The organism is Muricoccus pecuniae (assembly GCF_014199205.1).
Taxonomy (GTDB): domain Bacteria; phylum Pseudomonadota; class Alphaproteobacteria; order Acetobacterales; family Acetobacteraceae; genus Roseomonas; species Roseomonas pecuniae.
Genome location: NZ_JACIJD010000002.1, coordinates 179635 through 204068 on the forward strand (window position 1 = coordinate 179635; position 24434 = coordinate 204068).

Below are 24434 nucleotides of genomic sequence, written 5' to 3' on the forward strand. Positions count from 1 at the left end.
CCGCCGCCATGCCCCGCCGGGGAGGGCGGGGCAGAGGGGATCAACGCTTCACGTAGAGACCCGTCGGGATCTCCTCGTTGAAGCAGCGCTGGTAGTACTCGGCGACCGTGGAGCGCTCGGCCTCGTCGCACTTGTTGAGGAAGGTCAGGCGGAAGGCGAAGCCGACATCGCCGAAGATCTTCGCGTTCTCGGCCCAGGTGATGACCGTGCGCGGGGACATGACGGTGGAGATGTCGCCGGCGATGAAGCCCGCGCGGGTGAGGTCGGCCAGCGCGACCATCGCCTCGACCTGCTTGCGGCCCTTCGTGTCGTTCTCCGGCACGCCCAGCTTGGCCATGACGATCCCGCTCTCCTGCGCGTGGGGCAGGTAGTTGAGCGTCGCCACGATGTTCCAGCGGTCCATCTGGCCCTGATTGATCTGCTGGGTGCCGTGATAGAGGCCGGTCGTGTCGCCCAGGCCCACGGTGTTGGCCGTGGCGAAGAGGCGGAAGGCGGGGTGCGGGCGGATCACGCGGTTCTGGTCGAGCAGCGTCAGCTTGCCCTCGACCTCCAGCACGCGCTGGATCACGAACATCACGTCCGGGCGGCCGGCGTCGTACTCGTCGAAGACCATGGCGCAGGGGTGCTGCAGGGCCCAGGGAAGGATGCCTTCCTTGAACTCCGTCACCTGCTTGCCGTCCTTCAGCACGATCGCGTCTTTGCCGACGAGGTCGATGCGGGAGATGTGGCTGTCCAGGTTCACGCGGAGGCAGGGCCAGTTCAGCCGCGCCGCCACCTGCTCGATATGGGTGGACTTGCCCGTGCCGTGGTAGCCCTGGACCATCACGCGGCGGTTGAAGGCGAAGCCGGCGAGGATGGCGAGCGTCGTGTCGCGGTCGAACTTGTAGGTGGAGTCGATCTCCGGCACGTGCTCCGAGCGGGCGGAGAAGCCGGGCACCACGAGGTCGCTCTCGATGCCGAACACGTCGCGCACCGAGACCTGCACGTCGGGCATGTCGATCGAGGGGCGGGTCTCGGCGAGGCTGGCGACCTTGTTCATGGGCGAATCCGGTTCCGTGGAAGAGGGGGCGGGCGGCGGGACTCTCTCGGTCAGGCCGCCTGGCTCGGCTGCGGGGCAAGCGTCGCAAGGCGCTTGCGGATAAGGCTGTAGGCGCGGTTGATATCCTTCAACCGCTCCTCTGAGGATTTGTCCCCGCCATTCGCATCGGGATGGTAGCGCTTGGCGAGGTCCTTGTAGCGGGCACGCAGCCCGTCCTCGTCGATCGGCCAGCCGAGACCCAGGACATCGAGGGCGGCGCGCAGCTCGGGCGGCGCCTCCTTCGCGGTCTTCTTCGGCGTCGGCTTGGTGTCGGCGAAGAGGCCGAGCGGGTCCCGCAGGCCTTCAGGCCCGATATGGGCCTGCCCGCCCAGCCGGCCAAGGGGCCAGGTGGGGCGCTGCCAGCCGGAATCCTCGCGCAGGTTCTGCTCGATCTCGTCCGGGCTCATGCCCCGGTAGAAATCCCAGGCCTGGTTGTAGGCCCGGACGTGCTCCAGGCAGAAATGATAGTAGTCCCTCAGGCGCGAGCGGTCGCGCGGCGCGCGGAACTCGCCGGGCGCTTCGCAGCCGGGAGCGTCGCAGGCTCGCATGGAGCTGCCGGGGGGGACGGTGGATCGGAGTGGCGTGTTGGCGCGTCGGGCCATGATGGGGACCTTATGAGCGCAGGCGACGGCGCGGGCAAGGCACGAAACAGCCCTTCACACCCGCCTGCAAGGCATGGAAAAGCCTCTTGAATGAGCGGATCAGACAATGGTGATCGGGCAGCGCGCCTCCGCGCCGCCCTCCTCGATGCCTTCCCCGGCGCGGAGGTGGTGGTGCGGGACGACAGCGCCCTCCATGCCGGCCATGCCGGCGCGCGGCCGGGCGGGCAGACGCATTATGCCGTGCGGGTGGTGGCGCCGGGCTTCGCGGGGATGAGCCGCGTCGCCCGGTCCCGCGCCGTCCATGCCGCGCTCGCCCAGGAGTTCAGCGGCGGCCTGCACGCCCTGGCGCTGGAGCTGCGCGCGCCCGGCGAGGGCTGAGGCGGGGCGGTCCGGCGCGGAACGCACCGCCGGGCAGACCCGTCCAGATCCTCGAAGGATCACTCAGCCCGGCTCGGCCTTGCCCCAGCGCTCGGTCACGATCGGGCTGTCGGGCGCGTAGGCGAGGCAGCTCCCGACCATGCGGTTCCGCGCGGCCTCGGCAGCGGCGGGGCTGTCCGCCTCCCGCTTCCGCCGCACGGGATAGACCGTCTGGAAGGCGACGGTGGCCATCTGGGCCAGCATCTCCCGGAGATGGGTGCAGCCATGGACCCCGCCCACCCGCTCCTTCACCGCCCGGGTGAAGCCGGGGCCGATCCGCACGCCGGCCAGGGCCGCGAAGTTCGGCGCGGCGCCGGGGCAGATGGAGTAGGGGGAGAAGTCGGTCACCGCCTCGCAGGCGAGGATGGTGAGGTCGTCGTCCACCGTCAGGCGCAGCCACATGCCGTGCAGCGCCTCGCCGGGCTGGATGGTGCCGCGGTCGAGGTTGCCGAAGAGGTAGGTCTTCGTGTCCTCCAGATGCCCCTCGATGTCGAAGAGGCCGTCCGCCCGGCGATAGCCGTGCATGGTGATGGCGCGGCGGTGGAGCGGTTCCCGCTCGGCGGGGGCTGAAAGAGGCATGATGCACCGCAAGATAGGTGGGGGCGGCGGGCGCGGCCAGGGGTGGGCGCGCATCCAGCCCCTCTCCCTTCCGCCGGGGATGCCGCGCTAGAAGGCATGGCGCGCAAGGCGCCAGCGTCCTCGGGAGGGTCTATCACCGTGCAACATCTGTCCCGCCGTGCCCTGGCCGGGCTGCTGGCCGCCATCCCCGGGCTGCGGGCGGCGAGCGCGCAGCCCGCGGCCAGCGGAGGCCAGCCCGCCTATCCCTCCCGCCCCGTGCGGATCGTCGTGCCCTTCCCGCCGGGGCAGGCGAGCGACATCTTCGCCCGGGTGCTGGCGGAGGGCTTCTCCTCCCGCTGGGCGCATCCCGTGGTGGTGGAGAACCGGCCCGGCGGCGGCGGGGCGCTGGCGGTCGAGGCCGTCACCCGCAGCGCGGCGGACGGCTACACCCTTCTCTGGGGCGGCACGGGGATCACCGTGCTGCCGGCCGTGCAGGCCCGGCTGCCCTATGACGTGGCGCGGGACCTCTCGGCCATCGTGCGGGCGGCCGATATCCCGATGATGATCGTCGCCTCCAACAGCGGCGGAATCCGCAACCTCGGCGACCTGCTGGAGCGGGCGCGGGCGAGGCCGGGGGAGCTGGTCTACGGCTCCGGCGGCCCCGCGAGCCTCCAGCACCTGACGGGGGAGCTGCTCTCGATGCGGGCGGGGATCCGCATGAGCCACGTCCCCTATCGCGGCAGCGCGCCGGCCATGGCGGACCTGCTCTCCGGCACCATCCCGCTGATGGTGGACAGCTCGGCCAGCGCGCTGCCGCAGATCCGGGCGGGGCGCATCACCGCCATCGCCGTGGCCTCCGAGGCGCGCTCGCCCCTCATGCCCGAGGTGCCGACGGTGGCCGAGGGCGGGGTGACCGGCGTGGTGGCGATGGGGTGGAACGGGCTCTACGCCCCCGCGGGCACGCCGCCCGCGCTCATCGAGCGGATCAATGCCGAGGCGAACCGCATCCTCACCGACCCGGCCGTGGTGGCGCGCCTGGGCGAGCTGGGCGCCGAGCCGACGCCGGGCAGCCCGAAATCCTTCCAGGACTTCACCCTGGCCGAGCTGGCCAAGTGGCGCGAGGTGGCCCGGGCCGCCGAGCTGAAGCTGGAGTAGCGCGATGGGCCAGCTGCTCGAGACCGGGGGCCGCATCCTCTTCCTCTCCGAGGACCCGGCGCTGATCGCGGCGCAGCTCGGCGGGCGCGACCTCCTCGCCGGCGAGGCCGGGACGCTGCGGAACGAGATCTCGACGGACGAGATCACCCCGCTGCCCTCCCTCGTCTATTTCGACGAGCGGCTGGCCGATCACGCCTATACCGGGGTGAAGGCCGGGGACGCGCTGCCCATCGGCGTGGGCGCCGTGCGCGCGGGCGGCTTCGGCGTGGCGGTGGCGGGCGGGCGCTACGGCAAGGGCTCCTCCCGCGAGCACAGCCCGTTGGCCGAGAGGATGGCGGGCATCCGCCTCGTCATCGCCGGGAGCTTCGAGCGGATCTACCGGCAGAACGCCGACAATCTCGGCCTCTTCACCTCCACCGACTTCGGGCTCGTCGACCGCATCCGGCGGGGCGAGGCGATCGAGGTGGAGGAGTTGCTGGCGGGGCGGGACGCCCTGGCCGCCGCCGTGCTGCGGGCGGGCGGGCTGCTGCGCTACGGCCAGGCGCGGCTCCGGCACCCGGTCCCCGCCGCCGTGCCGGAGGGGGAGCGCGGGCCGCGGACGCTGGTCGCCAAGATCCTGGAGCGCCACGCCCTGTCCACGCCGGACCTGCCCGCGCCGCTGGAGCCGGGGCAGGGCGGCTTCGTGCGCGCCGATACCCGCTTCATCCACGACATCTACACCGCCATGGCGCGCTTCATGCTGCGCGACGCCTTCGGGGAGGCGCTGCGGCTGCACGACCCCGCCTCCATCCTCACCTTCGAGGACCACTACTCCTACGCCCATCGCAGCGAGGCGCATGTCCGGCGCGGGCTGCTCCCCCAGGTGCGGGAGCTGTCGGCGGCGCACCGGGCCTTCGTGGCCGAGAACGGGCTGCGGGACCACGGCTACCTGCCGACGGGGGAGGGGTCCGAGGGCATCTCCCACGCGCTGATGGCCGAGCGCTACGCCCTGCCCGGGCAGCTCGTGGCGGGGACGGATTCGCACACCCCGCACAGCGGGGCGCTGGGCTGCCTCGCCTTCGGGGTGGGAACGACGGACATGGCGAACGCCATGGTCACCGGCGCGGTGCGGCTGACCGTGCCGGAGGTGCTGCGGATCGAGCTGCGCGGCACTCCGCCGCGCGGGGTGACGGCGAAGGACATCGTCCTGCACCTCCTCGCCCTGCCCCCGCTGCGGGCCGGGGCCGGGGTGGGCAAGGTCTTCGAGTTCGGCGGGGAGGGCATCGCCGCACTGAACACGGATGAGCGGACCACCCTGACCAACATGACGGCCGAGCTGGGCGGCTTCACCGGCATCGTCGAGCCGGATGCGGAGACCCTGCGCTTCCTGCGGGAGCGCCGGGGGATCGTCTTCGAGCTGGAGCCCTGGATGCGGAGCGACCCCGGCGCCCCCTATGCCGGGGTTATCGAGGTGGACCTTCCCTCCCTCTCCCCCATGGTCGCGGCCCCCGGCGATCCCGGGCGCGGGCTGGACCTCCCGGCCCTCCCCGGCCCCGTGCGGATCGATATCGCCTATGGCGGCTCCTGCACCGCGGGGAAGCGGGAGGATTTCGACCGCTACCACGAGGTGCTGGCCTGGGCCGCCGCCCGGGGGCTGCGCGTGGCCGAGGGGGTGGAGCTGTTCCTGCAGTTCGGCACCGTCGCCGTGCGCGACTACTGCGAGGCGAGGGGCTTCCTCGACGCCTTCGGGCGCGTGGGCGCCACCATCCTCCAGCCGGCCTGCGGGGCCTGCGCGAATTGCGGCCCGGGCACCTCCACCCGCGCGGACCAGGTGACGGTGAGCGCCATCAACCGCAACTTCCCCGGCCGCGGCGGGCCGGGGCAGGTCTGGCTGGCCAGCCCGCCGACGGTGGCCGCCAGCGCCATCGCGGGGGAGATCGTATCCTTCGAGGAGCTGCGCGCGCGCTTCGGGGAGGCGGCCGTCCCGGCCTGACCGGCCTTCAGACCGCGCCCTCGTCCCGCAGCAGCGCCTCCACCGCCTCGGGCGGGACATCGGCTGTCGTGAAGGCCTCCCCGGCGTTCCGCAGGAGGACGAAGCGCATGGCCCCGCCGCGCGCCTTCTTGTCCTTGCGCATCCGGCCCATCAGCGCCTCCGCCGTGAAGCCCCGGGGCAGGTCGCCGAGGCGCGCGGGCAGGCCGACGGCGGCCAGGTGCTCCATCACCCGCCCCGGCCATTCCTGGGCGAGGTGGCCCAGCCGGACGGAGAGGGAGGCGGCGAGGCCGAGGCCGACCGCCACCGCCTCCCCGTGCAGCAGCGTGCCGTCATAGCCGCACTCGGCCTCCAGGGCATGGGCGAAGGTGTGGCCGAGATTGAGCAGGGCCCGGCCGCCCTCGGGCGCTGTCTCGAACTCGTCCTCCACCACCACCCCGGCCTTGAGGCGGCAGGATTCGAGCACGGCGTGGCGCAGCGCCTCGGGGTCCCCGGCCATGGCGGCGGGGCCGCAGGCCTCGCACCATTCCCAGAGCGGGCCCTGCAGCAGCCCGTGCTTCGCCACCTCTCCCCAGCCGGCGCGAAGCTCGCGCGCGGGGAGGGTGTTGAGCGTGTCGGTATCGGCCAGGACGATGCGCGGCTGGTGGAAGGCGCCGGCGAGGTTCTTCCCCGCGCCGAGGTTCACCCCCGTCTTGCCGCCGACGGAGCTGTCCACCTGGGCGAGCAGGGTGGTCGGGATCTGCACGAAGGGCATGCCGCGCATGGCCACGGCGGCCGCGAAGCCGGCGAGGTCGCCCACCACCCCGCCGCCGAGGGCGATGACGGCGGTGCCCCGGTCCGCCCCGGCGGCGAGGATGCGCTCCAGCACCCTCTCCAGCACGGCCATGCTCTTCGAGCCCTCGCCGGGCGGCACGGTGACCTCGGCGCGGATGTCGAATCCGCCCTCCTCCAGCCCGGCGCGGAGGCGCGGGAGGTGCAGGGCGGCGACGTTGGCGTCGGAGACGATCGCGACGCGGCGGGAGGGAAGATGCGCCGCCATCAGCCCGCCCGCCCGGGGAAGCAGGCCGCTGCCCACCACGATCTCATAGGGGTTGGCGGAGAGGGCGACGGGCAGGCGCGCGGGGCGCTGCCAGCCGGCCAGCGCGCGCTCCGCCCGGATGGTCGTCACCTCCGGCGTGTCCTCCCCGCAGTCCAGCGCCAGGTCGGCCTCGGCGTAGAAGGGGTAGCGGGCCGCCATGAGGCCGCGCAGCACCTCCTCCGGGTCGCGCCCGATGAAGAGGGGGCGGTTGCTGCGCCCGGCGATCCGCCGCTTGAGCACGGGAATCGGTGCGCGCAGCCAGAGGGTGACGGCCCCGGCCTCGCGCAGGGCGCGGCGGGTGCGGGGATCGACATAGGCCCCGCCGCCGGTGGCCAGCACCGCGGGCGGCCCGGCCGCGATGCGGGAGATGACGCGGCGCTCGCCGTCCCGGAAATGCGCCTCGCCGTAGCGGGCGAAGATCTCGGCGACCGTCATCCCGGCCGCGTTCTCGATCTCCGTGTCGGCATCGAGGAAGGGCAGGCCGAGCCGCGCGGCGAGGCGGCGCCCGATGGCCGACTTCCCGGCGCCCGGCATGCCGACGAGGACGATGCTGCGGCCCCAGGGTCCTGGCCGCGGCGCCGCGCCCGGGGCGGCAGCGGGTGCCTCGGCCGGGGCGGCGGCGCGTACCGCGCCCGGGGTAGCGGCGCGTACCGCGCCCGGGGCAGCGGCGTGTGCCGCACCCGGGGCGCCGGGCGGCGGCGCGGCCGCCGCGCCGGGGCTCGCCGGGGCGGGAAGGGGAGCGGCCAGGGCCTCGTCAGGGGCTGGCTGGGCGGGTGGGGGATCGGCGAGGTTGCGTGACACGGCGCGCGACGGTAGCACAACGCAACCGCCGCGTCGTCCGGGCGGTCCGCCGGCCCCCTGGCCGCGCGCTATGGGAAGCCGATCGCCGCATGTTCCGACGTCCCCTCCCCCTGCTGGTGCTGCTGCTCGTCGGGGCCCTCGTCGCGGCGCTCCTGGCCATCGGCGCCTTCCCCCCGGGGGTGACGCCGCAGCCGGTCGAGCGCGTGCTGCCGAACGACCGCTTCGGTCCCCGCTGACCGACCCCGGCTGACCAGGGCCACCGCCGCCGCGTGAACCGCCATCTCGAGGCCTTCCTGGAGATGCTGGCGGCCGAGCGCGGCGCCGCCCGCAACACGCTCGCCGCCTACCGGGCCGATCTGGAGGACGCGACGGGCTTCGCCGCCCGCCGCGCCGGGGAGGCGGCGGAGGCGATGAGCGCGGAGACGCTGCGCCGCTACGTTTCCGGCCTCACCGATGCCGGCCTCTCCCCCCGCACCGCCGCGCGCCGCCTCTCCGCGCTGCGCCAGTTCCACCGCTTCCTCGCGCGGGAGGGCCTGCGCGCCGACGACCCGACCGAGGCGCTGGACAGCCCGCGCCAGCCCGCCCTCCTGCCCCGCCCGCTGCGGGAGGAGGAGGTGGAGCGCCTGATCGCCGCCGCCGCCGCCCTGCCGGAGCGGCGTGCGCCGCTGGCCGTGGCGGTGTGCGAGCTTCTCTACTGCTCCGGCCTCAGGGCGAGCGAGCTGGTCGAGCTGCCCGCCACGGCGCTGCGCGAGGATGAGCCGCTGGTCGTCGTGCGCGGCAAGGGGGGCAAGGAGCGGCTGGTGCCGATCAGCGCCCGCGCCCGCGCCGCGGCCCTGGCCGCGCGGGGTGAGGCGAAGGGGAGGGAGGGCTCGCGCTGGCTCTTCCCCTCCCGCGGGGCCTCGGGGCACCTGACGCGGCAGACGCTGAACAACCTCCTGCGCGAGGCGGCGCTGGGGGCGGGGATCGATCCCGAGCGGGTCTCGCCCCACGTCCTCCGCCACTCCTTCGCCTCGCACCTGCTCGGGCGCGGGGCGGACCTGCGGAGCCTGCAGGTGCTGCTGGGCCATGCCGACATCGCGACGACCCAGATCTACACCCATGTGCTGGAGGAGCGGCTGCGGGCGCTGGTGGAGGAGCACCACCCGCTCGCCACGGCGCGCGCTGCCGGTTGAGAGGGCCGCTCACCACCCCCGCGGCTTAGGGGGGGCTCACCGCCCCCCGGTGACCGGGACCAGCGCGCCGGTGAGATAGGAGGCCTCCCCCGACAGGAGCCAGAGGATCGCCTCCGCGCACTCCTCGGCGGTGCCGATGCGGCCCAGGGGAACGGTCGGGGCCAGCTTCGCCAGCCGGTCGCCCACCCCAGCGGAGGCGTGGATCTCCGTGTCGATCAGGCCGGGGAGCAGCGCGTTCACCCGGATGCCCTCGGGCCCCAGCTCCCTGGCAAGGCCGATGGTGAGGCTGTTCACTGCGCCCTTGGCCGCCGCATAGGCCGTCCACTGCCCCGCGCCGCCGAGGGTGGCGGCGATGGAGGAGAGGTTCACGATGGCCCCGCCCGCCCCGCCGCGCCTCGTGGACATGCGGCCGATCGCGGCCTGGATGCAGAGAAAGGTGCCGGTGACGTTCACCTCCAGGATGCGGCGGATGGTGGCGGGGTCGTACCCCTCCGTGCGCGTCGCCGGGCCGGTGATGCCGGCATTGTTCACCAGCCCGGTCAGGGGGCCGAACTCGCGGTCGGCGGCGGCGAAGAGGGCCTCGACCTCGTCCTCCCGCGAGACATCGGCGCGCACCGCGACGGCCTGCCCGCCCTCCGCGCGGATCGCCTCCACCACGGCCCGCGCCCGCTCCTCGCGCTCGGCGTAGTTCACCACCACGGCATGGCCGCGCCGCGCCGCGAGCCGGGCGGTGGCCGCCCCGATGCCGCGCCCGGAGCCGGTGACCAGGATCACGCCCATCCGCCCCTACTCCACCTGCAGCCGCAGCTCGGCGATCAGCGGGCGCACCTGCGCGACCTGCTCCGAGACGGCCTGGCGCAGCTCGGCGGGGCTGGAGCCGGCGGGCTCGGCCCCGACCTCGAGCATCCGGCGCCGGACCTCCGGATGCGCCGCGGCGGCGGCGATCTCCTGCTGGAGCCGGGCGATGACGGGCTCGGGCGTGCGGGCGGGGGCGAAGAAGCCGTTCCAGCCGCGCAGCTCCATGTTCGGGAAGCCCTGCTCGCGCACCGTGGGCACGTCCGGCAGGGCGACGGAGCGCTGGGCGGCGAGCGTCGCCATGGGCTTGAGGGTGCCCCCGCGCACATGGGAGAGGGCGGTGGAGAGCTGGTCGCCGCCGAACTGGATGCGCCCGGCGACCATCTCCTGCACCATCGGCGCCGCGCCGCGGAAGGGCACGTGCTCCATCCCGATGCCCGCGTCGCGCTTCAGCACCTCCCCGGCCAGGTTCATGATGCTGCCGGGGCCGGTGGAGCCGTAGAACAGGCCCTGCGGGCTCGACCTGGCGTAGGCGACGAACTCCTTCAGGTCCCGCGCGGGCACGGCGGAGGCGGCGACCAGCAGCATCGGCACGTTGGCGGCGAGGGAGACGGGCGCGAAGTCCCGCTCAATGTCGTGCGGGGCGCGGTTGGCGAGCTGGAGCGCCACCGTGGTCGAGGAGAAGGTGAGGTTGTGGAACAGCAGGGTGTGCCCGTCCGGCGCGGCCTTGGCGACGACATCGGCCCCCACCGACCCGCCCGCGCCGCCGCGGTTCTCCACGACGACGGGCTGGCCCAGCCCCTCGGTCATGCGCTGGGCGAAGAGGCGGGCGAGCATGTCCGTCGTGCCGCCGGCGGGGAAGGGCACCACCACGCGGATCGGCCGGTCCGGGAAGCCTCCCTGGGCACGGGCGATGCGGGGCAGGGCGACGAGGCCCGCCCCGATGAGCAGGGACCGGCGCCGGGCGATGGGAGCCATCACGTTCCTCCAACCTCTCCACCCATGTATCCAGGTGGTTACGAAGCGGAGCCTAGAACCCTTCCTGGAGGGCGGGGAACGGGTTCGGTCCCCCGCCCGGCGCCGGGGCGCAGCGCGTTTGCGTGATCCGGCCCGGCGGCTGGCGCCTCGCCGCGCTCTGCGCTAAGCCCCCCGCGCCCTCGGACCCGGACCTCTGGATGCGCCACTTCCTCGACTTCGAGAAACCCATCGCCGAGCTGGAAGGCCAGATCGAGGAGTTGCGCCGCACCACCGATGCCGGCGGCATCGACGTGGCGGACGAGATCGGCAAGCTGCGCGACAAGGCCGAGAAGCTGCTCGCCACCACCTATGCCAAGCTCAGCCCCTGGCAGAAGGCGCAGGTGGCGCGGCACCCCGACCGGCCGAAATGCCTCGCCTACATTGCCGGGCTGATCGAGGAGTTCACGCCGCTCGCCGGCGACCGCGCCTTCGCCGACGACCAGGCGATGGTGGGCGGGCTCGGGCGCTTCCGGGGGCAGCCGGTGATGGTGCTCGGCATCGAGAAGGGCACGGACACGGACAGCCGCATCCGGCACAACTTCGGCAGCCCGCGGCCGGAGGGCTACCGCAAGGCCCGCCGCCTGATGGAACTGGCCGGGCGCTTCAACCTGCCCATCCTCTCCTTCGTCGACACGGCCGGCGCCTTCCCCGGGGTCGAGGCGGAGGCGCGCGGCCAGGCCGAGGCGATCGCGCGCTCCATCGAGGCCGGGCTGGAGGCGCCGGTGCCCTTCGTGGCCACCATCATCGGCGAGGGCGGCTCGGGCGGCGCCATCGCCATCGCAGCGGCGGACCGCGTGCTGATGCTGGAGCACTCGATCTACAGCGTGATCTCCCCCGAGGGCTGCGCGAGCATCCTCTGGCGCGACTCCGCCCAGGCGCCCACGGCCGCCGAGGCGCTGCGCCTCACCGCCGAGGACCTGAAGCGGCTGAACCTCGTGGACAGCGTGGTGCCCGAGCCGATGGGCGGCGCGCATCGCGAGGCGGCCGCCATGGTCGCCACGGTCGGCGACCGCATCGAGGCCTGCCTCACCCCGCTCCTGGCGCTGGACGGCGCAACGCTGCGCGCCCGCAGGCGCGAGAAGTTCCTCGAGATGGGCCGCACCGGCATCGTCTGAGGCCGGGCTCCGTCCGGGGCGGCGCCGCTCAGCGCCAGCCGCGCTCGTAGTGGCGGTTGTAGTAGGGCCGCCCACGCGGCCCGTCATACCGGCCGCGGTGCCCGCGATAGTGCCGGTCGCTCCGGCCGCTGCTGGCGATGGCGGCCCCGGCGATGGCGCCCACCAGGCCGGCGGCCACCGCCGCGCCGAGCTGCGCCTCCTGTTGCTGCTGCTGGTACGCCTCCGCATTCGCGGCCGGCGCCAGGGCCTGGAGGTCCCGGCAGGCTTCCGGGATCCCTTGCTGGCAGGCGGAGGCGGCGTAGTCGGCCTGCTGCTGGTAGGCGCTGTCATAGACCGGCGCGGGGGCCACGGCCTGAACGCAGCCGGCGAGCAGGCCCGTGCCGGTCAGCACGGCGACGAGGCGGAAGCCCCCGAGGCGAAGGGCGGAGGGGCGGGGCGGCATGGGCAGGCACTCCCGGAGGTTTCCTCCAGCCAACGCCCGCGCCCCGGCAAGGTTCCGGCATCCCGTCCGGCCCCGCAACGAGGCGGGCCCTCAGGACTGCTGGAGCACCCGGCCCAGCGCCTCGGCGTATCGCGCGACCGCCGCCCGCGCCCGCGCGGCCTCACCCGCGTTCCCGCCCCAGGCTCCCGCCGCCATGCTGTAGTAGCCGAGCTGGAAGGCGAGGTAGCAGGGCGTGAGGAAGGCGAGCAGTTCCTCATCCACCGCCCGCCCGGACTCCTGCGCGACGCGCCCGCAGAGGGCGGCGCGCTCCCCGGCGGAGAGGCGGAATTCGGCCGCGGCACCCGCCACGTCCCAGGCAATATCCTGGCAGCCGATGAGGTCGTGCGAGGCCGCGTGGTCCACCGCATCCGTCTTGAGCAGCCCCCCGCCGGGAAGGACCAGCCATTCCCAGGCGTGCAGCCGGTTGTCCGTGTGGACGCGGCGGATCGCGGCGCCGAGCCGCGGCAGGAGGGGTTTCCATCGCTCCATCCCGAGGGCGGCGGCCTCGCCCAGCCCCTCCCGCGCATTCGCCCGCGCCATCTCCCACAGCGCCTCCACCGTGGCGCCCGACTCCGGCGCGGCCGGCATGGTCCGGGCGCGGAAGCCGAGGTAGCGGCCGAGATGCGCGACGAGGGCGGCGCGGTCCGTCGCCGCGGGGTCGAGCGGGCGACCCTCCACCCATCGCTCCACGAGGAAGCCGTGAAGGAAGCCCGCGACGGGCGGGGTGAAGCCTGCATCGTGCAGCGCCCGGTCCCACGCCGCCGCAGCTTCGCCCTCCGCGCCGAGGCCGGCGAATTTCAGCAGCCAAGTGCCCCCGCGCGCCCGGTGCAGGAACTTGCGCCGCTCCATGAAGGGGTGGACCGGCGGCCAGCCCCCCTCCGGCCCGCTGCGCCAGGCACCGCCCGAGATATCCCGCAGCGGGGCCTCCCCGGGGCCCAGCAGGGCGGCGGCCCAGCCCTCCAGCCGGTGCTCGGGGCGCTCGGCGTGGAGGAGCAGGTCCTCGAAGGAGGCAGGGTGCCGGGCCACGCGGGACCAGAGATCGCGGATGCGCGGGTCCGCCTCCGGTCCGGGATCGCCGCCATGGCCGGGGATGAGGTGGATGCGGCCGGGCGCCACGCCCCGATCCTGCAGGAAGCCGATCGCCGCGCCGAGGCTGCTCCCCGAGAGGCCCGGCCCCTCGTCCACCAGGGCGAAGCGGGCCGGGGAGGGGGCGATGAGATGGGCGGCGAGCCCTTCCTCCACCGCCATTTCCCGCCGGAACGGGTGGCCCACCGGGCGCAGGGTCCGCGGCACCGGCGCGCCCAGCCCCGCCGCGGCCATGGCCGCCAGGGTCGTGCCGATGGAGCGGAGCCCGATCACCCGCCACGAAGCCTCGGGCAGGGCGGTGGCGGCCAGGGCATAGGCCTCGGGGTAGAGGGCGTAGTAGGCGAAGCCCTCCGCCCGCTTGGTTTCGATCCCGGCCGGCATCGGCGCCGCGCGCAGAGCCGCGATCTCCGCGCGCGGGGGGAGCGCGAGGCTTGTGAAGCCGGATTGCCAGGATGCCCAGGCGGCCTCCGCCAGCCGGGCCAGCAGCGCCATCGCCGCATCCGGGCCGGGCGAGGCCGAGTCCTTCCCGCGCGCGGCGAATTCGGCATCGGCGAGGCCCTGAGCCAGTTCGCCCGCCGCGATCAGCGCCGAGATCAGCGCCGCGTGCCGCTCCAGCCCCGGAGGCATGGGCTGGAGGCGGTGCAGCGCCCCCTCCAGCTCGTCCAGCGCCGCGCGCGGGTCCACCCGCCGCGGCGCGTCGCCATAGACGATCAAGCCGCGCCCCTCAGGAGGCGACCTGCGGCTCCGCCCGGCGGGACGGGGCGCGGCGGCGCATGGCCTCGCGCAGATGCCCCTCCAGCTCCGCCGCCCGGTGGGAGGCGGTGTGCTCCGACAGGACGCGCGCGCGCAGCGCCTCGCCCATCGCGCGGCGCCGCGTCTCCGGCATGTCGCGGAGAGCGCGGAGCACGTCCTCCGGCCCGTCGGCGAGCAGCAGCTCCCGCTCCGGGCGGAGCAGCGTCTCGATCCCGTCCCAGCGGTCGGAGATGATGGGCACGCCGCAGGCCCCGGCCTCGAAGAGCCGCACGCTCGGGCTGTGGCCGGCGCGGATCATGTCGGCGCGCGTCACGTTCAGGGTGAAGCGGCTGCCCGCGTAGAAGGCGGGGTGCTCGGCCGGGGGGATGTGCTCGATCCGCTCGACATTGGCGGGCCAGTCGATGTCGCCGGGATATTGCGGGCCGGCGACGGCGAAGCGCAGTTCCGGGGCGCGGCGCGCGGGCTCGATCAGCAGCCGCTCCAGCACCGGCTGCCGGTCCGGGCTGTAGGTGCCGAGATAGCTGAGGTCCCAGCGCGGCGGCAGGCCCAGCGGCTGGTAGGCTGCCTCATCCACGGAGCAGTAGAGCTGCCGCGCCGCGGGCGAGCCGTAGTCGCGCTCCAGCCGCGCGAGGGTCGGACCGCCGGTGAAGGAGAGGTAGAGATCGTAGCCCGGGATGAGGGCGGGGGAGAGGTACTCCTCGTCCCCGCGCTCCAGCTTGGCGAGCGTCACGGGTGTGTCGATGTCGTAGAAGGCCGTGGTGCCGCGGGCAGTGGACTGCACCAGCCGCCCGACCGCCACGCCCTCCGGCACGTAGGAGCCGACGATCACCGCATCCGCCCCGGCGATCGCCGCGCGCCAGCCCTCCAGCGCCGCGAGATCGGGATAGAGGGCGAAGTCGCAGAAATCGGGGGAGGGAAGGTCCCGGTGCTGCGCGTACCAGGGCACGTCGCGTTCCAGGAACAGCACCCTGTGCCCGCGCGCGGCGAAGGCGCGCAGCAGCGCGCGGTAGGTGGTGGCGTGGCCGTTCCCCCAGGAGGAGGAAAGGCTGAGACCGAGCACCACGACCCGCAGCGGCTCGCTCATGCCACGGCGCCCCGTGCCCGCACCCGTTCCGCCTCGTGGTGCAGCAGCGCGTCCACCTCCGCCCCGCGGCGGGTATAGGTGTGCTCCGCCAGGATGCGCACGCGCGCGGCCTCGCCGATCGCCCTCGCGCGCTCCGGGGTGAGGGCGCGGACGTGCTCGGCGACATCCGCGCCGTCGCGCGCGACCAGCACCTCCTCCCCTTCCCTGAGGAAGAGTTCGAGCCCGACCCAGGCATCGGTGATGAGGCAGGCGCCCGCGCCGGCCGCCTCGAAGACGCGGGTGGCGGGGGAGTAGCCCACTGCCGCCATGCTGTCCCGCGCCACGTTCAGCACGGCGAGCGAGGAGGTGTTGAAGGCGTTGTGGTCGCGCGTGCCGACATGGCCGATGCGCCGCACGTTCTCCGGCATCGGCTTGCCGTCCCAGCCATTGCCGCCGAGGAGGAAGGCGCGCTCCGGCAGCGCGGCCGCCGCGCGGAGGAAGAACTCCTCCACCCGCGCCTCGCGGTCCGGCAGGCGGTTGGCGAGGAAGTTGAGGTCCCCCGCGAAGCGCGGGTCGGCGGGAACGGGGTGGTGCGTCTCGGGATCGAGCGCGTTGTAGATCGGGATGCAGCGCCGCGCGCCCAGCGCCTCATAGGCGTTGATGACGGGCGGCCCGCCGCCATAGGTGAGGACGAGGTCGAGGCCGGGCAGGGCGCGGCGCAGCGCGTGGTCCGGCGCGGGCGTGATCTCGGCCAGCGTCGCGGGCGCGTCCACGTCCCAGAAGATGCGGATGGCCTCGGGGCGGGCGGCGCGCATCACGCCCTCGATCAGCGCGTCGTCGAACACGCCGACGCCGCTCGCCTTCACCACCACATCGGCGCGCGCGGCCTCCGCCATCACCTCCCGCAGCGCGGATTCGGTGGCGTCGTAGACGCGCACCTCAGCCCATTCCGGCGGCTCGATGTCGCGGTGCTTCTGCCGGTCGAAAGCGTCGGGCTCGTAGAAGGTGACGTGATGGCCGCGCGCGGCGAGATCGCGCAGCAGCCCGCGGTAATAGGTGGCCGCGCCGTTCCAGTAGGAGGAGAGAAGGCTCGATCCGTAGAAGGCGATCCTCATGCCGGCACCGTCTCGTTCATTCCCATGACCTTTCCCCCGCCGTCCCAGGCGGCGACCGCGCTGATCGACGCCGGCGCGATCTCGAAGCGATGAATCCCGTTCAGCCTCAGCCCGAGGTGATGCGCCAGCACCGCCTTGATCACGTCGCCATGCGTCACCACCGCGACCGTCTCCCCGGCGTGCCGCGCGCGGAGGCGTTCGAGTTCCGCCAGGGCGCGCGACTGCGCCTCCGCCATGCTCTCGCCGCCCGGCGTGCGAGCCGTGGCGCGCTCCTCGTTCCAGCGCGCCCAATCCGGGTCGCCGTCGAGCGAGGCGAAGCTGCGGCCGGTCCAGGCGCCGAAATCGATCTCCATCACGCCCTCGTTCACCCGGGCCTCGATGCCGAGCCGCGCGGCGACCGGCGCCGCCGTCTCCCGCGCGCGCTCCATCGGGCTGGTATGGAGGGCCGCGATCCCCTCGCGCTCCAGACGGGCGGCGAGCGCCGCGGACTGTCGGCGCCCCTCCTCCCCGAGCGTCACGCCTGGCATCCGGCCGCAGAGGGTGCTGCCCACGCGGTCATGCGCCGCGTGGCGGATGAGGAGGAAGGTTGTGGACACGGCGCCACCTAGCCCTCGCCGGCCACGAAGCGCAGCGTGCGCTCACGCGCCTCGCTGTCCACGAACTGCTGCGGCGGCGACTTCATGAAGTAGGAGGAGGGGCCGACCAGCGCGCCGCCGATGCCGCGGTCCAGCCCGATCTTCGCGCAGCGCACGGCGTCGATGACCACGCCCGCGGAGTTGGGGGAATCCCAGACCTCCAGCTTCAGCTCGACATTGAGCGGCATGCCGCCGAAGCCCGTGCCCTCCAGCCGGATCTGCGCCCATTTGCGATCGGTCAGCCAGGGCACGTGGTCGCTGGGGCCGACATGCACGTCGCCGGCGGGAAGGGGCACGTCGAACTGGCTCGTCACCGCCTGGGTCTTCGAGATCTTCTTCGATTCCAGCCGCTCGCGCTCGAGCATGTTCAGGAAGTCGGCATTGCCGCCGAAGTTGAGCTGGTAGGTGCGGTCCAGCCGCACGCCCCGGTCCTTGAACAGATTGGCCAGCACGCGGTGGACGATGGTGGCGCCCACCTGGCTCTTGATGTCGTCGCCGATGATCGGCACGCCGCGCGCTTCGAACCGTCGCTGCCATTCCGGGTTGGAGGCGACGAAGACGGGGATGCAGTTCACGAAGGCGCAGCCCGCGCGCAACGCCTGCTCGGCGTAGTACTCCGTCGCCTTCTGCGAACCGACGGGGAGGTAGGACACCACCACGTCGGCGCGCGCCTCCTCCAGCACCGCCGCCACATCGGCGACGGGCTCCGGCGATTCGGCGATCTGTCCGCCGAGGTAGCGGCCGATGCCATCCAGCGTCTCGCCGCGCCGTACCTTGATGCCGGTGGGCGGGACCTTCGCAAAGATATGGGTGTTGTTCGGCTCGGCCAGGATCGCGTCCGCCACGTCGCGCCCGACCTTCTCGGCGTTCACGTCGAAGGCGGCGGCGATCTCGATGTCGCGCACGTGGTAGCCGCCCAGCTCCACGTTCATCAGCCCCGGCACCGGCTCGTTCGAGGCCGCGTCGCGGTAGTAGGTGAGGCCCTGAACGAAGGAGGAGGCGCAGTTGCCCACCCCGACGATGGCGACGCGCAGCGGACTCCTGCTCACGACGCGTCATCCCCTGCACGGGAGTGGAGCGGTGTGCGCGGCCAACCGGCCAGGAGGCTGAGCGACCCGGATATCAAGAGACCAAAATTCCTATTTCCCGACGTGCCGACGATGTGCCGGTCGCTGGATCAACTTAGCTTCCCGCTTTCCAGCGGATCAATTGCCCGGGGTTCACGCATCGTCGTCGCTGGCCTGTCACAAGAGATTGTGATGGCATTCCTGGCCTTCTTCTTACCTCCTTGCACTTTGTCCGCGCGACCATCAGCGAGTAAAGACTCGGGATTGCCGCGCGAATCGCCCACCATGCGGCGCAGCGGTGCGGTGGAGGATGAAGGCTTGGCGGAATCAATCCTGATCACCGGTGGTGCAGGTTTCATCGGGCGCTACGTGTCCCGCGCGCTGCTCGATCGGGGTGACCATGTGCGCGTGCTCGACAGCTTCATCGAGCAGGTGCATGCCGACCGCGGCGCCGACGGCCTCGACTCCGAGGTGGAGGTCGTGCGCGGCGACGTGCGCGATCCCGATGCGGTACGACGCGCGCTGAAGGGGGTCGACAAGGTCGTCCACCTCGCTGCCGAGGTCGGCGTCGGGCAGAGCATGTACGCGATCGACCGCTACGTCTCCGTGAACGATCACGGCACGGCGGTGCTCTTCCAGCAGCTCATCGACCAGCCGGTGAAGCGCGTCGTCGTCGCTTCCTCGATGAGCGTCTACGGCGAGGGGCTGTACCGCGACGCGGACGGCAACCTCGTGGAGGACGCGGTGCGCCGCCCGCGCAGCGGCCCGGACGCGCCCTGGGATCCGCTGGATTCGAAGGGCCGCCCGCTGGTGCCCGTGCCGACGCCGGAGTGGAAGCGGCCGAGCCTTGCCTCGGTCTACGCCATCGGCAAGTTCGTGCAGGAGCGCCTCACCCTCACCGTCTCCCCGACCTACGGGATGGAGGGCGTGGCGCTGCGGCTGTGGAATGTCTACGGCGCGGGGCAGGCCCTCTCCAACCCCTATACGGGCGTGCTGGCGATCTTCGCGGCCCGCCTGCAGAACGGGCAGCCGCCAATGATCTTCGAGGACGGCCAGCAGCGCCGCGACTTCGTGCATGTGGAGGACGCGGCGCGCGCCTTCGTGCTCGCGCTCGACCGGCCGCAGGCGGCGGGCGGCGTCTACAACATCGGCAGCGGCGTGGACCGCACGGTGCAGGAAGTGGCGGCCGATCTCGCCACCGCCATGGGCCGCACCGGCATCCAGCCGGAGATCGCGGGCAAGACGCGGGCGGGCGACATCCGCCACAACATCCCCGACATCACCAAGGCGCGCGAGGAGCTGGGCTATGCCGCGCAGCACCTCGACTTCACCGCCGACCTTGCGGAGCTGGCCGAATGGGTGGCGCGGCAGCAGGCGCGCGACCGCGTGAGCCAGGCGCGCAACGAGCTTGAGCTGCGGGGGCTGGTGGCGTGAACGCCGTCGCGCCCCCCGCTCCGGCGACCAGGGGAAAGAAGCCCGTCCTCGTCACCGGCGGGGCGGGGTTCATCGGCTCGAACCTCGTGGACCGGCTGGCGGCCGAGGGGCACGATGTCCTGATCTATGACGCGCTCTCGCGCCCCGGCGTGGAAGCGAATCTCGAATGGGTGACACGGCGGCATCCGCGCCGGGTCTCCAGCACCATCGCCGACGTGCGCGACTCCGCCTCCCTCGCCGCCGCGGCGCGCGAGGCCTCCGCGGTGTTCCACCTGGCCGCCCAGGTCGCGGTGACGACGAGCCTCGTGGACCCCCGCGCCGATTTCGAGATCAACCTCGGCGCGAGCTTCACCCTGCTCGAGGCGCTGCGCCAGCGCGGCGGCGTGCCGATCGTCTTCGCCAGCACGAACAAGGTCTATGGCGACCTCGCCGATGTGGAGCTGGAGCTGGAGGGGGGTGCCTACCGCCCGGTAGATCCCGTGATCCGCGCGCGCGGCATCGGCGAGGACCGCTCGCTCGATTTCCATACGCCCTATGGCTGCTCCAAGGGGGCGGCGGACCAGTATGTGCTGGACTACGGGCGCTCCTTCGGCGTCCCCTCGGCGGTGCTCCGGATGAGCTGCATCTACGGCCAGCGCCAGATGGGCACGGAGGACCAGGGCTGGGTCGCCCACTTCCTCCTGCGCGCGCTGCGGGGCGAGCCGATCAGCATCTATGGCGACGGCTGCCAGGTGCGGGACGTGCTCGATGTGGGCGATGCGGTGGAGGCTTATCTCGCCGCCTGGCGCCGGATCGGCGCCATCTCCGGGCGCGCCTTCAATCTCGGCGGCGGGCCGGCGAACGCGGTCAGCCTGCGGCAGGTGCTCGCCCATATCGGGGAGATCACCGGAAGCGCGGTGGAGACCCACTACGCCGACTGGCGCTCCGGCGATCAGCGCTACTACGTCTCCGACACCGCGCGCGCCGCGCGCGAGCTGGGCCTGCGCCCCGCCCGCCCCTGGCGCGAGGGCGTCGCGGCGCTCGCGCAGTGGCTCCGCCAGGAGCGCGCCGCGCCGGAGCCTGCCAGCGCGTGACTTCTGCCCTTCAGGGCATGCGGCTGCTGATGACGGCCGATGCCGCCGGCGGCGTCTGGACCTATGCGCTTGACCTCGCCGGTGCACTCTTCGCCCAGGGCGTGACGGTGACCCTCGCCGTGCTCGGTCCCGCCCCGGATGCGGGGCAGCGCATGGTGGCCGAGGCGGTTCCGGGGCTCGACCTGCGCGTCACCGGACTGCCGCTGGACTGGCTGGCCGAGGGGCCGGGGCCGGTCCTTGCGGCGGGAGAAGCGCTCGCCGCTCTCGCGCGGGAAGTGCGGGCCGATTTGGTGCATCTCAACAGCCCGGCCCATGCGGCAGGTGGGGGATTCCCCGCGCCCGTGCTGGCCGTGTCGCATTCCTGCACCGCCACCTGGTGGGATGCCGTGCGCGGCGGCGAGATGCCTGAGAGCTTCCGCTGGCGGGCCGAGCTGCTGCGCCGCGGCGCGCTGGCCGCCGATCTCCTGGTGGTGCCGAGCGAGGCCTTCGCCGAGGCGACCGCCCGTCGCTACGCCCTGCCGCGCCGCCCCGTTGCCGTGCATAACGGGCGCCGGCCCATGCTTTCCGCCCTCCCGCCGAGAGAGGTGCCGGAGGTCTTCGCCCTCACCGCGGGGCGGCTCTGGGATGCCGGGAAGAACATGGAGGCGCTCGACCGCGCCGCGGCGCGCCTTTCCCTGCCGGTCCTCGCGGCGGGAGGGCTGGACGGGCCGGACGGCACGCGGACCGTGCTCCACCACCTCCGCGCCCTCGGCTCCCTCGACGAGGCGTCGCTGGCGGGATGGCTGCTCGCGCAACCGGTCTACGTCTCTCCCGCGCTCTACGAACCCTTCGGACTCGCGGTGGTCGAGGCGGCGCAGGCCGGGTGCCCGCTCGTCCTCTCCGACATTCCCACCTTCCGCGAGTTGTGGGAGGGCGCCGCGATCTTCGTGCCGCCGCGCGACGACGCCGCCATCGCGCGTGCGATCGCCGATCTGGCGAAGGACGAGGCGGAGCGCGCCAGGCTCGGCGCCGCCGCACGCGCCCGCGCCGCGCGCTACGGCGTGACCCGGATGGCGGAGGCGATGCTGGCGCTGTATCGAGGGCTGCTGATGCCCGGGAGCGCCGCCGCTTGAGGATCGTCTACTTCACCCACTCGCTCGCCTCCTGCTGGAATCACGGCAACGCGCATTTCCTGCGCGGCGTGCTGCGCGAACTCGGGCAGCGCGGCCATGACGTGCTCGCGCTGGAGCCAGAGGGCGCCTGGAGCCTGCAGAACCTGCTGCGCGACCACGGCGAGGCGGGGCTGGAGGCCTATCGCGCGAACTACCCCGAGTTGAAGTCCCGCGCCTTCACGACCGGGGAGGAAGCGGAGGCGGCGGTCGCCGAGGCCGATGTCGTGATCGTGCACGAGTGGAACGAGCCCTCTCTCGTCGCCGCCATCGGCCGGCTGCGGAGGGGGGGCGCCCGCTTCGCGCTGCTCTTCCACGACACGCATCACCGCGCCGTCAGTGACCCCGGAGCGATCCGCACCTTCGACCTCGACGGCTATGACGGCGTGCTCGCCTTCGGCGCCACCCTCGCGGAGGTCTATCGCGGCTGGGGCTGGGGCGATCGCGTCTTCGTCTGGCACGAGGCCGCGGACACGCGCCTGTTCCATCCGCCGGCCGAGGAAGTGGAGCGCGAGGGGCTCGTCTGGATCGGCAACTGGGGTGATGGCGAGCGGAGCGAGGAGCTGGAGAGCTTCCTCCTGCGCCCCGCGCAAACGGTCGGGCTGCCGCTCGACATCTACGGCGTCCGATACCCAGAGGAGGCACTGGCGACGCTGGCGCGCTACGGCGTGCGCTATCGCGGCTGGCTCCCCAACGCCCGCGCGCCGGAAATCTTCGCGCGCCATCTCGCCACCGTCCACGTGCCGCGCCGCTTCTACGTGGAGATGTTGCCCGGCATCCCAACCATTCGCGTGTTCGAGGCGCTGGCCTGCGGCATCCCGCTGGTTTCCGCGCCCTGGCAGGACTCCGAGGGGCTGTTCCGCCCGGGGCAGGACTACCTCACCGCGCGCGACGAGGCCGAGATGGTGCGCCACATGGCGGCGCTGCGCGACGATCCCGCCCTGCGGCGAGCCCTCGTCGAGAGCGGGCTGGAGGCCATACGCGCGCGCCATAGCTGCGCGCACCGCGCGGAGGAGCTTCTCGGCATCCTCGGCCGGCTCGGCGCCGCGCCCGCGCGCCTCGGCCCTGCCGAACCGGTTGCCGCGCCGTGAGCGCCGCGACGAGCATGACGCGGGAGGAGATCCGCCGGCGCGTGGAGGCGCTGGGGGAGTGGTTCCACAACCTCGACCTCAACGGCGTGCTGACGGCGCCCGACCACTTTCTCTGGAACTATCCCGCGAACAAGTTCAAGCACTTCGCCCATGTGGTCCCGCAGGACCTCACGGGGCGCACGGTGCTCGACATCGGCTGCAACGCGGGCTTCTACTCGCTGGAGATGAAGCGGCGCGGCGCGGCGCGCGTGGTCGGGATCGATTCCGACGACCGCTACCTCGCCCAGGCGCGGCTCGCCGCGGAGGTGACGGGGCTGGAGGCGGAGTTCCGCAACCTCTCCGTCTATGACGTGGCGAAGCTGGGCGAGCGCTTCGACCTCGTGATCTTCATGGGCGTGCTCTACCACCTCCGCCATCCGCTGCTGGCGCTGGACCTCATCCACGAGCACGTCGCGCGCGACCTGCTGCTGTTTCAGTCGATGCAGCGCGGCGCGGCCGACGTGCTCACGCCCGAGGACGACTATCCCTTCGCCGAGACGGGCGTGTTCGACGAGCCCGCCTGGCCGAAGCTGCACTTCATCGAGAAGCGCTATTCCGGCGATCCCTCGAACTGGTGGGCGCCGAACGCGGCGGCGGCGGAGGCCATGCTGCGCTCCGCCGGCTTCGCGGTTCTCGAGCATCCGGAACAGGAAGTGTATCTCTGCCAGCGCACGGAGCCCCCCTGGGGCGCCGGCGCCGCCTATCCCGCATCAGCCAGTCCCGAAGGTGAGCCGCGCGCATGATCGAAGCCGCGATGATCTGGAACGAGCCGAACAACAAGTCCCACTGGGACCCGGAGATCGATCCGGGCTGGGCGATGTTCGCCGAAACGGCGAAGGCCGCGGGGCGCGCGATCAAGGCGGCGAACCCGAACATCCCGCGCGTGCTCGGCGGCATCTCGCCTATCGACCCGTCCTTCATCGAGAACATGACGGGCCGCGGCGTGATGGAGGAGATCGACGTGGTGGCCGTGCACGGCTTCCCGCTCGACTGGAATCTCTGGAAGATCGGCGAGTGGCCCGCGAAGATCGACGAGATCCGCGCCGTCACGGACAAGCCGATCTGGGTGAGCGAGGTCGGCATCTCCACCTTCGGGGCGGAGGAGGTTCAGGCCTGGGGCGTGGACCGCACGGCCGAGCTGCTGATCGGCAAGGCGTCGCGCATCCACTGGTACAGCCTCTACGACCTTCCCCAGGCATGGGGCGCGACGACGCGCCACCGGGAGGCTGAGGGCTCCTCCTACTACCGACATTTCTACATGGGGCTGCTGCGCGAGGACGGCTCGCCCAAGCCGGCGCTGGAGCATTTCGCGAAGCACACGCCCCATATGGGCCTGTGCCAGTGGTTCCATTACCAGGATCACCGGCTGGACGACGCGGTGGCCTGGATGAAGCGGCTCGGGGTGACCTATCTCCGCACCGGTCTCTCCTGGGCGGACAGCTTCCGGCCGAACGCGCTGGAGTGGTTCGACCGGCAGATGGAGGCGCTGGCCGATTTCGACGTGACCGTCACCTTCTGCTTCACCCCCGAGCATCGCGGCATCGCGCCGCACCACACGAGCCCGCCGCAGGTGCCCGAGGAGTTCGCCGAGTTCTGCGCCTCGATGATCCGGCGCTACGCACCGGCCAAGGCGACGGTCGCGGCCTGAGAGGGGCGGGGAATCCGTTCCCCGGCTCCGCACGAAGGACAGAG

Annotated in this window: 24 protein-coding genes; 12 read left to right on the forward strand and 12 right to left on the reverse strand. The window is 73.1% G+C overall.

Translation table 11 applies throughout. From position 1 onward, the window contains the following. Positions 1–40: 40 nt before the first annotated feature. Together cobS and FHS87_RS02820 are read right to left on the reverse strand one after the other, a co-directional pair. On the reverse strand, positions 41–1039 hold the full coding sequence (gene cobS, locus FHS87_RS02815) for a cobaltochelatase subunit CobS (RefSeq protein WP_184513646.1): 999 nt from the start codon (positions 1037–1039) through the stop codon (positions 41–43). A 50-nt stretch (positions 1040–1089) separates the two neighbouring features. Then, positions 1090–1680, reverse strand: coding sequence for a J domain-containing protein (locus FHS87_RS02820; protein ID WP_184513648.1), 591 nt, complete (start codon positions 1678–1680; stop codon positions 1090–1092). 90 nt (positions 1681–1770) lie between these two features. On the opposite strand from FHS87_RS02820, the gene FHS87_RS02825 reads away from it, so the two are divergent. Continuing rightward, complete coding sequence (locus tag FHS87_RS02825; RefSeq protein WP_184513650.1) at positions 1771–2058, forward strand: BolA family protein; 288 nt, start codon at positions 1771–1773, stop codon at positions 2056–2058. A gap of 63 nt (positions 2059–2121) precedes the next feature. On the opposite strand, the gene FHS87_RS02830 is transcribed toward FHS87_RS02825, so the two are convergent. Further along, on the reverse strand, positions 2122–2676 hold the full coding sequence (locus FHS87_RS02830; protein WP_184513652.1) for a DUF2889 domain-containing protein: 555 nt from the start codon (positions 2674–2676) through the stop codon (positions 2122–2124). A gap of 138 nt (positions 2677–2814) precedes the next feature. On the opposite strand from FHS87_RS02830, the gene FHS87_RS02835 reads away from it, so the two are divergent. Continuing rightward, complete coding sequence (locus FHS87_RS02835; RefSeq protein ID WP_184513654.1) at positions 2815–3810, forward strand: Bug family tripartite tricarboxylate transporter substrate binding protein; 996 nt, start codon at positions 2815–2817, stop codon at positions 3808–3810. A 4-nt stretch (positions 3811–3814) separates the two neighbouring features. Continuing rightward, complete coding sequence (locus FHS87_RS02840; RefSeq protein ID WP_184513656.1) at positions 3815–5782, forward strand: aconitase family protein; 1968 nt, start codon at positions 3815–3817, stop codon at positions 5780–5782. Between the two features lie 7 nt (positions 5783–5789). On the opposite strand, the gene aroB is transcribed toward FHS87_RS02840, so the two are convergent. Continuing rightward, on the reverse strand, positions 5790–7658 hold the full coding sequence (gene aroB, locus FHS87_RS02845; protein ID WP_312861858.1) for a 3-dehydroquinate synthase: 1869 nt from the start codon (positions 7656–7658) through the stop codon (positions 5790–5792). Positions 7659–7747: 89 nt separating this feature from the next. On the opposite strand from aroB, the gene FHS87_RS02850 reads away from it, so the two are divergent. Together FHS87_RS02850 and FHS87_RS02855 are read left to right on the forward strand one after the other, a co-directional pair. Next, the gene (locus FHS87_RS02850) at positions 7748–7894 is read left to right on the forward strand and encodes a hypothetical protein (protein ID WP_184513658.1); all 147 of its coding nucleotides are present in this window, start codon (positions 7748–7750) and stop codon (positions 7892–7894) included. 33 nt (positions 7895–7927) lie between these two features. Continuing rightward, the gene (locus FHS87_RS02855) at positions 7928–8830 is read left to right on the forward strand and encodes a tyrosine recombinase (RefSeq protein ID WP_184513660.1); all 903 of its coding nucleotides are present in this window, start codon (positions 7928–7930) and stop codon (positions 8828–8830) included. Positions 8831–8866: 36 nt separating this feature from the next. Here the strand turns inward: FHS87_RS02855 and FHS87_RS02860 are convergent, their stop codons facing one another. Both FHS87_RS02860 and FHS87_RS02865 read right to left on the reverse strand, forming a co-directional pair. Continuing rightward, entirely contained in the window at positions 8867–9610 is a 744-nt protein-coding gene (locus FHS87_RS02860) for an SDR family oxidoreductase (RefSeq protein ID WP_184513662.1), read from the reverse strand. Between the two features lie 6 nt (positions 9611–9616). Further along, entirely contained in the window at positions 9617–10603 is a 987-nt protein-coding gene (locus tag FHS87_RS02865) for a Bug family tripartite tricarboxylate transporter substrate binding protein (protein ID WP_184513664.1), read from the reverse strand. 197 nt (positions 10604–10800) lie between these two features. On the opposite strand from FHS87_RS02865, the gene FHS87_RS02870 reads away from it, so the two are divergent. Continuing rightward, the gene (locus FHS87_RS02870; protein ID WP_184514005.1) at positions 10801–11757 is read left to right on the forward strand and encodes an acetyl-CoA carboxylase carboxyltransferase subunit alpha; all 957 of its coding nucleotides are present in this window, start codon (positions 10801–10803) and stop codon (positions 11755–11757) included. A gap of 28 nt (positions 11758–11785) precedes the next feature. On the opposite strand, the gene FHS87_RS02875 is transcribed toward FHS87_RS02870, so the two are convergent. The 6 genes from FHS87_RS02875 to FHS87_RS02900 all read right to left on the reverse strand — a co-directional run bounded on the left by FHS87_RS02875 (position 11786) and on the right by FHS87_RS02900 (position 17939). Beyond that, a complete protein-coding gene (locus tag FHS87_RS02875; protein ID WP_184513666.1) occupies positions 11786–12199 on the reverse strand; it encodes a hypothetical protein in 414 nt (137 codons plus the stop codon). 90 nt (positions 12200–12289) lie between these two features. After that, entirely contained in the window at positions 12290–14038 is a 1749-nt protein-coding gene (locus FHS87_RS02880; protein ID WP_184513668.1) for a hypothetical protein, read from the reverse strand. Positions 14039–14048: 10 nt separating this feature from the next. Beyond that, positions 14049–15161, reverse strand: a complete 1113-nt coding sequence (locus FHS87_RS02885; RefSeq protein WP_184513670.1) for a CgeB family protein — start codon at positions 15159–15161, stop codon at positions 14049–14051. Next, a complete protein-coding gene (locus FHS87_RS02890; RefSeq protein ID WP_184513672.1) occupies positions 15158–16255 on the reverse strand; it encodes a CgeB family protein in 1098 nt (365 codons plus the stop codon). Before FHS87_RS02890 ends, FHS87_RS02885 begins: the two co-directional genes overlap by 4 nt. Then, positions 16252–16851: a histidine phosphatase family protein gene (locus FHS87_RS02895; RefSeq protein WP_184513674.1), complete on the reverse strand. Its 600-nt coding sequence runs from the start codon at positions 16849–16851 to the stop codon at positions 16252–16254. Before FHS87_RS02895 ends, FHS87_RS02890 begins: the two co-directional genes overlap by 4 nt. An 8-nt stretch (positions 16852–16859) precedes the next feature. Further along, positions 16860–17939: an inositol-3-phosphate synthase gene (locus FHS87_RS02900; protein ID WP_184513676.1), complete on the reverse strand. Its 1080-nt coding sequence runs from the start codon at positions 17937–17939 to the stop codon at positions 16860–16862. A 336-nt stretch (positions 17940–18275) separates the two neighbouring features. Here FHS87_RS02900 and FHS87_RS02905 point away from each other — a divergent pair, with 336 nt between their 5' ends. Genes FHS87_RS02905 through FHS87_RS02930 form a run of 6 tightly spaced genes read left to right on the forward strand, consistent with a single transcriptional unit; the run spans position 18276 to position 24390 of the window. After that, complete coding sequence (locus FHS87_RS02905; protein ID WP_184513678.1) at positions 18276–19391, forward strand: NAD-dependent epimerase/dehydratase family protein; 1116 nt, start codon at positions 18276–18278, stop codon at positions 19389–19391. Continuing rightward, the gene (locus tag FHS87_RS02910; RefSeq protein ID WP_184513680.1) at positions 19388–20464 is read left to right on the forward strand and encodes an NAD-dependent epimerase/dehydratase family protein; all 1077 of its coding nucleotides are present in this window, start codon (positions 19388–19390) and stop codon (positions 20462–20464) included. Before FHS87_RS02905 ends, FHS87_RS02910 begins: the two co-directional genes overlap by 4 nt. Beyond that, the gene (locus tag FHS87_RS02915; RefSeq protein WP_312861859.1) at positions 20461–21576 is read left to right on the forward strand and encodes a glycosyltransferase family 4 protein; all 1116 of its coding nucleotides are present in this window, start codon (positions 20461–20463) and stop codon (positions 21574–21576) included. The genes FHS87_RS02910 and FHS87_RS02915 overlap by 4 nt, the downstream gene beginning before the upstream one ends. After that, positions 21573–22703 carry a CgeB family protein gene (locus FHS87_RS02920; protein WP_184513682.1) on the forward strand — a complete coding sequence of 377 codons (1131 nt, stop codon included), beginning with the start codon at positions 21573–21575 and terminating at the stop codon, positions 22701–22703. The genes FHS87_RS02915 and FHS87_RS02920 overlap by 4 nt, the downstream gene beginning before the upstream one ends. Then, positions 22700–23485: a TIGR04290 family methyltransferase gene (locus FHS87_RS02925; protein WP_312861860.1), complete on the forward strand. Its 786-nt coding sequence runs from the start codon at positions 22700–22702 to the stop codon at positions 23483–23485. Before FHS87_RS02920 ends, FHS87_RS02925 begins: the two co-directional genes overlap by 4 nt. Next, positions 23482–24390: a glycoside hydrolase 5 family protein gene (locus FHS87_RS02930; protein WP_184513684.1), complete on the forward strand. Its 909-nt coding sequence runs from the start codon at positions 23482–23484 to the stop codon at positions 24388–24390. Before FHS87_RS02925 ends, FHS87_RS02930 begins: the two co-directional genes overlap by 4 nt. The last annotated feature ends 44 nt before the right edge of the window (positions 24391–24434 follow it).

Excerpts from the sequence above, each read along its gene's own strand:
- FHS87_RS02890 (WP_184513672.1), bottom strand. The coding sequence starts at position 16,255 with ATGAGGATCGCCTTCTACGGATCGAGCCTTCTCTCCTCCTACTGGAAC.
- FHS87_RS02885 (WP_184513670.1), bottom strand. The coding sequence starts at position 15,161 with ATGAGCGAGCCGCTGCGGGTCGTGGTGCTCGGTCTCAGCCTTTCCTCC.
- FHS87_RS02875 (WP_184513666.1), bottom strand. The coding sequence starts at position 12,199 with ATGCCGCCCCGCCCCTCCGCCCTTCGCCTCGGGGGCTTCCGCCTCGTC.
- FHS87_RS02865 (WP_184513664.1), bottom strand. The coding sequence starts at position 10,603 with ATGGCTCCCATCGCCCGGCGCCGGTCCCTGCTCATCGGGGCGGGCCTC.
- FHS87_RS02850 (WP_184513658.1), top strand. The coding sequence starts at position 7,748 with ATGTTCCGACGTCCCCTCCCCCTGCTGGTGCTGCTGCTCGTCGGGGCC.
- FHS87_RS02870 (WP_184514005.1), top strand. The coding sequence starts at position 10,801 with ATGCGCCACTTCCTCGACTTCGAGAAACCCATCGCCGAGCTGGAAGGC.
- FHS87_RS02825 (WP_184513650.1), top strand. The coding sequence starts at position 1,771 with ATGAGCGGATCAGACAATGGTGATCGGGCAGCGCGCCTCCGCGCCGCC.
- FHS87_RS02830 (WP_184513652.1), bottom strand. The coding sequence starts at position 2,676 with ATGCCTCTTTCAGCCCCCGCCGAGCGGGAACCGCTCCACCGCCGCGCC.
- FHS87_RS02860 (WP_184513662.1), bottom strand. The coding sequence starts at position 9,610 with ATGGGCGTGATCCTGGTCACCGGCTCCGGGCGCGGCATCGGGGCGGCC.
- FHS87_RS02820 (WP_184513648.1), bottom strand. The coding sequence starts at position 1,680 with ATGGCCCGACGCGCCAACACGCCACTCCGATCCACCGTCCCCCCCGGC.
- cobS (WP_184513646.1), bottom strand. The coding sequence starts at position 1,039 with ATGAACAAGGTCGCCAGCCTCGCCGAGACCCGCCCCTCGATCGACATG.
- FHS87_RS02840 (WP_184513656.1), top strand. The coding sequence starts at position 3,815 with ATGGGCCAGCTGCTCGAGACCGGGGGCCGCATCCTCTTCCTCTCCGAG.
- FHS87_RS02930 (WP_184513684.1), top strand. The coding sequence starts at position 23,482 with ATGATCGAAGCCGCGATGATCTGGAACGAGCCGAACAACAAGTCCCAC.